Here is a 10860-nt window from a genome sequence, read left to right as displayed (position 1 = left end):
GGTGCTGCCGGCGTAGTCGCGGCGGAACAGCCCGCGGCGCTGCAACTCCGGCACCAGCAGGTTGGCGACGTCTTCCAGGCCGCCGGGCAGGTGCGGCACCAGCACGTTGAAGCCGTCGGCGGCGCCTTGTTCGAACCACGCCTGCAGCTCATCGGCGATGCGCTGCGGGGTGCCGACCAGGCTGTAGTGGCCGCGGCCACCGGCGATGCGCTTGCCGAGCTGGGCGAGGGTTAGGTTTTCCTTGCCGGCCAGTTCGGTGAGCAGCAGCTGGCGGCTGCGCTGGCCGCTGTCGGTCAGCGGCAGCTCGGGCAGCGGGCCGTCCAGCGGGTAGGCAGACAGGTCGAAGTTGCCGAGCATGCGCGAGAGCAGGGCGACGCCCACTTCCGGCTCCACCAGTTCCTGGAAGGCCTCGTGCTTCTCCTGGGCCTCGGCCTCGCTGTCGGCGACCACGACGAACACGCCGGGCATGATCTTCAGCTCGTCCGCCTGGCGGCCGTAGCGCGGCAGGCGGCCCTTGATGTCGGCGTAGAAATCGCGGGCGGCGGCCAGCGAGGTCTGCGCGGTGAACACCACTTCGGCGGTCTGCGCGGCCAGCTCGCGGCCGGTCTCGGAGGAACCGGCCTGGACCACCACCGGGCGGCCCTGGGGCGAGCGCGCCACGTTCAGTGGGCCGCGCACCTGGAAGTGTTCGCCCTCGTGGTTCAGCACGTGCAGCTTGGCCGGGTCGTAGTACTGGCCGCTGGCCTTGTCGCGCAGGAAGGCGTCGTCTTCCCAGCTGTCCCACAGGCCGGTCACCACTTCGTGGAATTCGCGGGCGCGGGCGTAGCGCTCGGCGTGGCCCAGGTGCTCGCTACGGTTGAAGTTCAGCGCTTCGGCGGCGTTGTCCGAGGTCACCAGGTTCCAGCCGGCGCGCCCACCGGACAGGTGGTCCAGCGAGGCGAACTTGCGCGCCACGTGGTAGGGCTCGTTGTAGCTGGTGGTGACGGTGGCGATCAGGCCGATGCGTTCGGTCACCGCGGCCAGCGCGCTGAGCAGGGTGAGCGGTTCGAAGTGATCGGAGCGCGCCATGCGGCTGGCGATGGGCGCGCTGGGCGCGGCCACGCTGTCGGCGACGAACACGGCGTCGAACTTCGCCGCCTCGGCCACCTGTGCCAGGTGCTTGTAGTGGCGGAAGCTCAGCCCGGCGTCGGCCGGCACGTCCGGGTGGCGCCAGGCGGCGACGTGGTGCCCGGTGGCCATGAGGAAGGCGCCGAGGGAAAGGGTGCGGTTGCTTGCGGTCATGCTGGAGTCCTCTGCGTGATGGTTGGCGCACGCCGGGCGGGACGGTTTCTTGGCAAGGGCCCCGCCAGCGAGGGCGGGGCCCGGGTTCGGCAGGTCAGAAGTCCTTGCGCAGCTCGAAGCCGAAGTAGCGGCCGTCGTCACGCGGCACCAGGCGGTACACGTAGCCGCCCCCGGTGGCCAGCAGCGGCGAGTAGGACTTGTCGGTGAGGTTCCTGGCCAGGAAGGCCACGCGCCAGCCGGCGTTGTAGTCGGCCAGGGCCACGCTGGCGTTCCAGATGCCGTAGGCACCCTGGATGGTGTCGGGGTTCTGGCTCAGGTCGTACTGCACCTTGTCCTGCCAGCTGTAGTCGGTGCCCAGTTCCACATCCAGGCCGTTGTCCAGCGGGATGTCGTAGTCGGCGCGCACGTAGCTCTTCCAGTCCGGCGAGAAGGGCAGCGGCTTGCCGTCGACGTTGCAGCTGGCGGCGGCGCCGGCCGGGCAACTGAACTTGTCGATGCGCGCGTGGGTGTAGGCCACCGAGCCGGAGAGTTTCAGCTGGCGGGTGGCCTGCCAGGCGACGTCGGCCTCGGCGCCCTCGGTCTTCACCGAGCCGGCGTTGATCAGGCGGGTCACCACCTGGTTGGCCACGGTGTCGTAGAAGTTCGCCTGATAGTTGTCGTAGTCGGTGTGGAACACCGCGAAGTTGGCGCTCAGGCGCTTGTCCAGCGCGGTGGCCTTCAGGCCCAGCTCCCAGGAGTTGGAGGTTTCCGGCTTGAGCGCCTCGGTGTCGCGCGGCTGCATGTTGAAGAATACGTTGTAGGCCGGGCCCTTGTAGCCGCGCGAGTAGGTCAGGTAGCTGGTGAGGTTGTCGCTGAGGTCGTACTGCACGCCCAGGCGGCCGGACCAGCCGTCCTCGTCGGTGGAGCCGGAACTGCGGGTGGACGGCTGGATGCCGGTCACCGCGGTGGCCGAGGTGGATACCCGGCGGTGGTCGTACTCCAGCTCGTCGTGGGTGTAGCGCAGGCCGGCGATGCCACGCAACGCCGAGGTGAAGTTCAGGGTCGCTTCGCCGAAGGCCGAGTAGCTGTCGCTGGTGGTGCCGTAGTCGGCCACGCCGGTGTCGACAGTGCCGGTGGTGGTCAGGGTGCGGCGGTAGGTCTCGTCGTCCTTGGCGTGCATGTAGTACAGGCCGGTGACGTACTCGGCGAACTGGCCCTTGGGCGAGGCCAGGCGCAGTTCCTGGGAGTACTGGTCGTATTCCAGCTCGCCCTTGTCGTGGGAGCTGGGGAAGGCCGCGCTGACCTGCGAAAGGCGGTCGCCGTCCTGGTACTGGGTGTTGTCCCAGCCGCGCCAGGCGGTGATCGAGGTCAGGGTGTAGTCGCCCAGGTTCCAGTCGATCTGCCCGGACAGGCCCTTGTTGGTGTCGTCGACGTGGGTGCGGTAGTCGGCGTTGATCTTGTGGTTGTCGCTGTCGGCCACCACCGGGCGCAGGGCGTTGGCGAAGGCCGCGCTGCTGGTGCTGGTGATCACGCCGCTGGGGCTGTCGTCGTTGGCGTGCATGTAGTCGGCGATCAGCGTCACCTTCACGTCGTCGCTGGGCGTCAGCTCGAACTTGGCGCGCGCGCCCTGGCGGTTGTAGCCGTTGACCTGATGGCCGTTGTAGACGTTGTCGACGTTGCCTTCGTAGCTGCCCACCAGGCCGGTGACGCTGGCCTTGAGCTTGCCGGGGACGAGGGTGCCGCCGATGCCGAAGCTGGTGCGGTTCTCGTTGCCGCCGCCGAAGTGCGAGTAGTCGACGAAACCGCTGGTTTCGTCCGGCACCGCCTTGGTGATGATGTTGAGCACGCCGGCCGAGGCGTTCTTGCCGAACAGGGTACCCTGCGGGCCGCGCAGCACCTCGATGCGCTCCAGGTCCAGCAGGTCCAGGGTGGCCATGCCGGGGCGGCCGTAGACCACGCCGTCGACCACGGTGGAAACGCTGGGCTCCACGCCCGGGGAGGTGCTGATGGTGCCCACGCCGCGGACGAACAGCGAGGTGTCCTTGTTCGAGGCTCCGGCGCGGTAGTTCAGGGTGGGCACTTCGCTGACGATGGTCGAGACGTTGTTGCGGTTGTCGCGCTGCAACTGTTCGCCGCTGATCACGCTGACCGCCACCGGCACCTTCTGCAGCGATTCCTCGCGGCGGGTGGCGGTAACGGTCACGGCGTTGAGCGTGGGGGCTGCTTCCTCGGCCTGCGCCTGGTCGCCCTCGGCGGCCTGCGCAGGCAACTGCAGGCCGCCCACCAGCGCGGCGATGGCCAGCGCCAGCGCGCTGAGCCGGGGGAATTGTTCGTGGGCGTTCGCCCGGTACTGCTGAGTCATGGCCACTCCTGGATTGCCCTGGTCCGCCGCCGGCCTCTTGTGCGGGCCGCTGCGGCGCCTGTTCGCTGGAAACTTCACGAGCGCTCGCTCGTGCGAGTGGCCGATGGATGAAGAAAAAGTTGTTTGTTAGCGCTAACATCGGCGAGTATCCGGATCGCGCCTTAGAGCGTCAAATACTGAAAAATTACTTTTATATTCCTGAATTGGATGTCGACACTGGACAGTCCCCGCAAACGCCGCGGCGCCGGCCGCGTCACCCTCAGCGCCGTGGCCGAGCGCGCCGGGGTGTCGGCCATCAGCGTGTCGCGCTACTTCAACCAGCCGGCGAGCCTTTCCGAGGTGCTGCGCGAGCGCATCGGCGAGGCGGTGGCGGCGCTGGGCTACGTGCCCAACCAGGTGGCCGGCGGGCTGGCCTCGGCGCGTGGGCGCATCGTCGGCATGGTGGTGCCGAACATCTCCGGGCCGATCTTCGCCGACACCATCCAGGCCATCAGCGATGCCCTGGCCGCGGCGGGCTACCAGTTGCTGCTGGCCTCCAGCTACTTCGATGGCGAGAAGGAGGAAAGCGCCGTGCGCGCCTTCCTCGGCTGGAACCCGGCGGCCCTGGTGCTGACCAGCCACTTCCACACCCCGGCTTGCGAGAAGCTGCTGGAAGGCGCCGACGTGCCGCTGCTGGAGGTCTGGGACTACCAGCCTTCGCGCCGGCCCATCCAGGTCGGTTTCTCCCACTACCAGGTGGGCGTGGACGCCGCGCGCTATCTGCACGGCAAGGGCTACCGGCGCATCGCCTTCGTGCAGAACAGCACGCCGGGCGATTACAGCGCCATGGACCGCCGCGACGGCTATGCCGACACCCTGCGCGAGCTGGGGCTGGAGCCCTGGATGTTCGTACCCACTGCCAGCGCGCCCTTCGAGGCCGGCAAGCAGGCCATGGAGGCGCTGATGGCCCGCGCCGAGCGCCCCGACGCCATCGTCTTCGCCAACGACAACCTCGCCGCCGGCGGCCTGCTCGCCGGGCAGCGCGCCGGCCTGCGCATCCCCCAGGATTGCGCGGTGCTCGGCTTCGGCGACTACCCCTTCGCGCCCATGCTGCTGCCCAGCCTCACCACCCTCAAGCCGCCGGCCCGGGAGATCGGCGAAGTCGCCGCGCAGCGGGTGTTGCAGGCCATAGGCGCGCAGCCGGCGGAAGGCGGCGTGGAGCGCCTGAACCTGCTGCAGTGCCGGGTGGTGGAGCGGGAGAGCTGTTGAGCGGGGGGAATCCTTGTTCCGAGGTTCGCCGGCTTCCCGTAGGCGCGAGCCTGCTCGCGAACAAACGCGGTGCCATGCGGTTCGCGAGCAAGAGCCAGGTGCCCCTTGCTCCTACGAAAAGCGTTGTGTGCGCGAAATCGCGGACGGAGTCCGCTCCTACGGTGGTGCAACCGTAGGGCGAATAACCGTTCGCGGTTATCCGCCGTTGGCCGTGCTACCGGGGCGTTTGGCGTGGCCGGTGAATCCAATCGCGGACGGAGTCCGCTCCTACGACGGTGCTTCCTGGAACTGTTCCGTCCGCGATCATGGCGGATAACGCCGTAGGCGTTATGCGCCCTACGAAAAGCGCCGGCGGCATGTCCCTCAGCCCAACCCTTGCGCCCGCAGGTGCGCCCTCAACCCCTCGATGAACACCCGCACCTTGCGCGTGTTGCGCCGGTGCGGCAGGAACAGCACGTGGATGGTGGCGCCGAAGGCGCTCTGGTCGCGCCAGCAGTCCGGTAGCTGTTCCACCAGTTCGCCGCGTTCCAGGTAGGGCCGCGCGCTCCACTGCGGGAGGAACTGTACGCCCTGGCCGGCCAGCAGGCAGGCCAGCAGGAAGTCGTAGTTGTCGCTGGCCAGGTGCGGCACCGGCTGCTTCAGGCGGATGCGTTCGCCGTCGCGGTTCACCCACCAGAAGTTCCGGTTGAGCATGGGGTGGCGGAAGATCAGCCAGTCGTGCCCGGCGTAGTTCTCCAGGGTCACGTCCATGCCCTTGCGCGCCAGGTAGGCGGGGCTGGCGCAGAGCAGCAGGTGGTTCTCCAGCAGCGGCTGGGCGATCACCCCCGGCAGGTCGACGGGGCCGTCGCGCAGGGCCAGGTCGTAGCCGCCTTCCACCAGGTCGGCGAACTCGTCCTGCAGGTCCACCTCCAGGCGTACCTGCGGGTGCTCGTCGAGGAATTCTCGGCATACCTGGCCGAGGAAGGCCGGGGCGAAGGAGGGCGGGGCGGCGATGCGCAGGGTGCCGCGCAGGTCCTTCTGCAACTGCTCCACTTCCGCGCCGGCCACCTGCAGGTGCAGCAGCGCCTGGCGCGCGCCTTCCAGGTAGATCTGCCCGGCTTCGGTCAGCGCCATGCGCCGGGTGGTGCGCTCGAACAGCCGCGCGCCGAGTTCCGCTTCCAGCTGCGCCACGCCCTTGGTCACCGCCGAGGGCGTCTTGCCCAGGTGTTCGGCCGCGCGGCTGAAGCCGCCATGGTCGGCGGTGGCGACGAACATGGTCAGGGCGGTCATCTTGTCCATTCATCTATTCCTGTCAGGCACAGAAGTTGTGCAAAAAATCGGCGTTAAAGCCGCGCCGGGCTTTGGTTAACCTGCGTTCACACAACAAGAATCTAGGCGATCCCATGAAAATACTGATTCCGGCGCTGATGTCCATGGCCTGTGTTTTTTCCTCAGCGGAAACTATGGCCGCAGCCGACCTCATCCTCCACGGCGGCAAGGTCTACACCGCCGAACCCGGCCAGGGCCTGCAGCAGGCGGTGGCCATCGAGAACGGCAAGGTCCTGGCCGTGGGCAGCGACGAGCAGGTGCTGCGCCTGAAGGCCGCCGGCACCCGCGTCGTCGACCTGCAGGGCAGGGTGCTGATGCCCGGCTTCATCGATTCCCACAGCCACACCGTGAAGGGCGGCCTGCAGATGCTCCAGGCCAACCTCGACGGCGAGCTGCTGCCGGTGCCGGAGCTTGAGAAGAAGCTGCGCGAGTGGCGCGACGACGGCAAGGCGAAGCGTGGCGGGTTCCTCAGCGTCGGCGGCCTGCCGTCCACCTACTGGGGCGACATCCCGGCGCTGGAGAAGACCTTCAACCAGGGCGAATGGGCCCAGGTGCCGATCCTCTTCGTCGGCTGGGACCTGCACACCGGCTGGGCCAACCAGGCCATGCTGAAACTCGCCAAGGTGGATGCGGCGAAAGTCGCCTCGCTCAAGGGCGAGGAGAAAGCCACCCTCGGCGTCCACGCCGACGGCACCCCCAACGGCTTCCTGGTGGACGCCGGGCTCTACCCGCTGCAGGCCCTGCTGCCGCTGCCCAGCACCGAGGAGCTGACCCGCGGCGCCTACGCCGCGCTCAAGTACTACAACAGCCTGGGCATCACCGCCTGGATGGACCCGCTGGGCAACGAGATCCCCGGCGCCGACATCACCAACGCCTCCACCGGCGTGCTGCCCATCTACAAGGCCCTGGCCGAGAAGGGCGACCTGTCCGCCCACGTCGCCGCGCTGCTGATGGCCGACTCCAGGGCCACCCCGAAGGACCTCGACGAGCTGGACAAGGTGCGCCAGCAGTTCCTCGGCGTGCCCAACCTGACGCTGCCGGGCATCAAGGTCTTCGCCGACGGCGTGGCCGAGGTGCCGGCGCAGAGCGCGGCCATGCTCGAGCCCTACAAGAACTCGCACAAGTTCGGCGAACTGCTGATCGACCCCAAGCACTTCGGCGAGCTGGTCAGCGCCGCCGACGCCCGCGGCTGGCTGGTGCACGTGCACGCCATCGGCGACCGCGCCATCCACGAGGCGCTCAACGGCATGGCCCAGGCGCGCCGCGACCGCCACAGCGGCATCCCGCACTCCATCACCCACCTGCAGATGGTCAACCCCAAGGACTTCGACCGCTTCAGGCAGTTGGACGTGATCGCCTCCATGCAGCTTTACTGGGCCAGTGCGGATGAATCGAGCATCGACCTCGTCAAACCCTACGTGGACGCCATGGTCTTCATGTACACCTACCCGGCCCATTCCCTGCTCAAGCACGGCGCCACCATAGCCGGCGCCAGCGACTGGCCGATCACCACGCCCGACCCGTGGAAGGCCATCTACCAGGCGGTGACGCGCAAGGGCCCCAAGGGCGTGCTCAACGCCGACGAGGCCATCGACCGCCAGGTGATGTTCCAGGCCTACACCCTCAATGCCGCGCGCATGATCCGCCTGGAAGACCGCATCGGCTCGCTCAAGCCCGGCAAGCAGGCCGACATGGTGCTGCTGGACCGCGACGTGTTCACCGTGAAACCCGAAGCCTTGCGTGACACCCAGGTGCTGGCCACCTGGTTCGCCGGCCGCGAAGTCTACCGCCGGCCGCTGACGGCCCAGCGCTGATCGGCCGGGGCGGGGAAGCCCGCCCAGCGTTTTTCCAAATCGACAAAGGAGCCTTGCAGTGATCATCCATTCCTTCGTGAGCGAAACCCGCGAGCCGTTCGAGCGCGGGCGGCAGATTGGAGAGCGGTGGGCGGAACAGATTCGGCACAGCGTGGCGCTGTACCTCGACTTCTTCCCCCGCGTGGGCGTGCCCGCCGGGCAGGCGCGCGGCATCGGCGAGGCCAGCCTGGCCGCGCTGGATGCCTGGTGCCCGGCCCTGGCCCGGGAGATCGAGGGCCTGGCCGCCGGCGTGGGGTTGCCGCTGTGGCAACTGGCGGCGCTGAACGCGCGCACCGAAATCCTCGCGGTGATGCCGGCGCAACCGCTGGAAGGCGAGTGCTCCACCGCGGTCTACGCGCCCCATGGCGCCGCCGCGCCGCTGAGCATCCAGACCTGGGACTGGCACGACAGCCTGGTGCCCCACGGCCTGCTGCTGCAGCTGGCCGCCGGCAGCGGCCTGACGGTCAAGCTGTTCACCGAGTTCGGCATGCTCGGCAAGATCGGCGTCAACAGCGCCGGCCTGGGCATGCACTTCAACATCCTCCACCACGCCGGCGACAACGCCGAGGCCGGGGTGCCGGTGCACGCCATCGCCCGCCGCGTGCTGGAAGAGGCCACCAGCGTGGCCGAGGCCATCGAACTGGTGGGTTCGGCCCGCGTCAGCGCCTCCACCGTGCTGACCTGCTTCAGCCGCGACGACGCCGAGCTGCGCGCCGCCAGCATCGAGATGAGCCCGGCGGCCACCGCCGTGGTGCCGCCGCGCGCCGATGGCTGGGTGCTGCACACCAACCACTTCGTCGACCCGCAGCAGGCCAGGGGCGAGCGCACCGCCGACGTCTCCACCACCTACGCGCGCTTCGACCACCTGGCGGCCATGGCCCCGGGCATGGCCCGCGAGGACCTGGCGGCCCGCGCCGAGGCCTTCTGCGGCGACGCCGGCGAGCAGGCGGTGGTGTGCTTCCACCCGGACCTGTCGCAGCCGGACACCGAGCGCTGGGAAACCCTGCTGACCATCGGCCTGGACAGCGTCGGCTGCAACCTGGAGTACGTCGCCGGCAACCCCAAGGCCCTGGCCCGCGACGGCTTCCTGTGCTTCTGACCTAGCGCCGCGCCACCCGCGAAAGACACCCGGTGGCGGCCCCTTGGCCGCCGCACGGGCCACTGCTGCCACAAGAACAAGAGCAGACACCATGATCGATCACACCCCCGCACAGCCCGGCTCGCGCTCGGCGTTCAAAACCTTCTGCGTCTCCGGCATGGGCACCGCGCTGGAGTTCTACGACTTCGTCATCTACGGCTACGCCGCGGCGCTGGTCTTCCCCAAGCTGTTCTTCCCCGGCATGGATCGCCTGACCGCAGTGCTGGTGGCCTTCGCCGCCTTCGGCGCCGGCTTCTTCGCCCGGCCCCTGGGCGGCGTGGTGTTCGGCCACCTGGGCGACCGCTACGGGCGGCAGAAGGCGCTGGTCGCCACCCTGCTGCTGATGGGCATGAGCACCCTGCTGATCGGCTTCTTGCCGGACTACGCCAGCCTCGGCGTGGCCGCGCCCATCCTGCTGGTGGGCCTGCGCCTGGTGCAGGGCTTCGCCGCGGGCGGGGAGTGGGGCGGCGCCGCGCTGTTCGGCATCGAGGTGGCGCCGCGCGGCCGCCGCGGCCTGTGGGGCAGCTTCACCAGCATGGGCATCGGCATCGGCGGCATCTTCGGTTCCGCGGTGTTCGCCCTGGTCAGCCTGGCCTTCGACGACGACCTGGGCGGCATCGCCTGGCGCATCCCGTTCTGGCTCGGCGGCGTGCTGGTGCTGGTCGGCCTCTACGCGCGCCTGCAGAACCCGGCGCCGGCGCAACCGGCCAAGGCCCGGCCCAAGGCCCGCCTGCCGCTGCTCGAAGCCCTGCGCCAGCACCCGCGCGAGCTGCTGCTGTGCACCGGCATCGCCTTCGGCTACATCACCGTGGCCTACATCAGCACCTTCTTCCTCGCCTACGCCACCGACATCGGCTACAGCAGCAGCCAGGCGTTGCTGTTCGACTTCGCGCTGTCTATCGCCATCGTCATCTCGGCGCCGTTCTTCGGCCACCTGTCCGACCGCCACGGCCGCCGCACGGTGATGATCTTCGGCGCGGCCATCATGGCCCTGGGGCTGTTCGCCTTCTTCCCGCTGCTGGGCACCCACCACCTGGCGCTGGCCCTGCTGGGCTACCTGGTGGTGGGCTTCTTCATGGGCGCCACCCAGGGCCCGATCCCGGCCTTCCTCGCCGAACAGTTCCCGCGGCGGATGCGCTACTCGGGCATCTCCGCCAGCTACCAGCTGGGCGCGGCCCTGGGCGGCGGCACCGCCTCCAGCGCGGCCACCGCCATCCTCATCGCCAGCGGGCACCAGCCGGTCTACGTGGCGCTGTACGGCGCGGCGGCCATGGCCCTGGTGGCGGTCTGCTCGTTCGCCCTGCGCGAGACGGCGTATCTGGAGATGGAGGAGGTGGACAGCGGCGTGGCGCCGGCGGGGGAGGTGGCGCGTAGCTTGTCATGAGGTGAAGGGCTTTTGTAGGAGCGAGCTTGCTCGCGGATGGTGTTCACTGGCGGCTTCGGTGTTTGGGGTGACACCGTTCCCTCTCCCCAGCCCTCTCCCTGAAGGGAGAGGGGGCTTGTCCGTGCCGAGAGAATGAATGGTTCCAGCCGGATATCACCGTGCTTGCCGGCTGACTGTGAAATACCCAAGCACTCCGAACGGTCCCCTCTCCCTTCAGGGAGAGGGTTAGGGAGAGGGAGCGGAGTTAATCCAAAATGCCACAACCACCGGCAAACACCATTCGCAAACAAGCCCACCCCTACCATAA

At 68.8% G+C, this 10860-nt stretch carries 7 protein-coding genes; 4 read left to right on the top strand and 3 right to left on the bottom strand.

What is annotated here, in order from left to right; genetic code table 11:
- A partial coding sequence (locus DK254_RS09310; RefSeq protein ID WP_109933966.1) for an LLM class flavin-dependent oxidoreductase occupies positions 1-1281 on the bottom strand: 1281 nt, incomplete at its 3' end.
- 94 nt (positions 1282-1375) lie between these two features.
- On the bottom strand, positions 1376-3622 hold the full coding sequence (locus tag DK254_RS09305; RefSeq protein ID WP_109933550.1) for a TonB-dependent receptor: 2247 nt from the start codon (positions 3620-3622) through the stop codon (positions 1376-1378).
- Positions 3623-3829: 207 nt separating this feature from the next.
- On the opposite strand from DK254_RS09305, the gene DK254_RS09300 reads away from it, so the two are divergent.
- Entirely contained in the window at positions 3830-4870 is a 1041-nt protein-coding gene (locus DK254_RS09300; protein WP_109933549.1) for a LacI family DNA-binding transcriptional regulator, read from the top strand.
- 363 nt (positions 4871-5233) lie between these two features.
- Here the strand turns inward: DK254_RS09300 and DK254_RS09295 are convergent, their stop codons facing one another.
- On the bottom strand, positions 5234-6148 hold the full coding sequence (locus DK254_RS09295) for a LysR family transcriptional regulator (RefSeq protein WP_109933548.1): 915 nt from the start codon (positions 6146-6148) through the stop codon (positions 5234-5236).
- Between the two features lie 104 nt (positions 6149-6252).
- On the opposite strand from DK254_RS09295, the gene DK254_RS09290 reads away from it, so the two are divergent.
- The 3 genes from DK254_RS09290 to DK254_RS09280 all read left to right on the top strand — a co-directional run bounded on the left by DK254_RS09290 (position 6253) and on the right by DK254_RS09280 (position 10553).
- Positions 6253-7992 carry an amidohydrolase gene (locus tag DK254_RS09290; RefSeq protein ID WP_109933547.1) on the top strand — a complete coding sequence of 580 codons (1740 nt, stop codon included), beginning with the start codon at positions 6253-6255 and terminating at the stop codon, positions 7990-7992.
- A gap of 58 nt (positions 7993-8050) precedes the next feature.
- Complete coding sequence (locus tag DK254_RS09285) at positions 8051-9130, top strand: C45 family peptidase (RefSeq protein ID WP_109933546.1); 1080 nt, start codon at positions 8051-8053, stop codon at positions 9128-9130.
- A 91-nt stretch (positions 9131-9221) separates the two neighbouring features.
- The gene (locus DK254_RS09280) at positions 9222-10553 is read left to right on the top strand and encodes an MFS transporter (RefSeq protein ID WP_109933545.1); all 1332 of its coding nucleotides are present in this window, start codon (positions 9222-9224) and stop codon (positions 10551-10553) included.
- Positions 10554-10860: the final 307 nt, after the last annotated feature.

The organism is Pseudomonas sp. RW407 (genome assembly GCF_003176655.1).
GTDB lineage: Bacteria > Pseudomonadota > Gammaproteobacteria > Pseudomonadales > Pseudomonadaceae > Pseudomonas > Pseudomonas delhiensis.
The sequence above is the reverse complement of the archived record's forward strand: the minus strand, read 5'-3'. Positions and strand labels throughout refer to the sequence as shown.

Coding starts and splice junctions, on each gene's coding strand:
- DK254_RS09305 (WP_109933550.1), bottom strand. CDS start 3,622: ATGACTCAGCAGTACCGGGCGAACGCCCACGAACAATTCCCCCGGCTC.
- DK254_RS09300 (WP_109933549.1), top strand. CDS start 3,830: ATGTCGACACTGGACAGTCCCCGCAAACGCCGCGGCGCCGGCCGCGTC.
- DK254_RS09295 (WP_109933548.1), bottom strand. CDS start 6,148: ATGGACAAGATGACCGCCCTGACCATGTTCGTCGCCACCGCCGACCAT.
- DK254_RS09290 (WP_109933547.1), top strand. CDS start 6,253: ATGAAAATACTGATTCCGGCGCTGATGTCCATGGCCTGTGTTTTTTCC.
- DK254_RS09280 (WP_109933545.1), top strand. CDS start 9,222: ATGATCGATCACACCCCCGCACAGCCCGGCTCGCGCTCGGCGTTCAAA.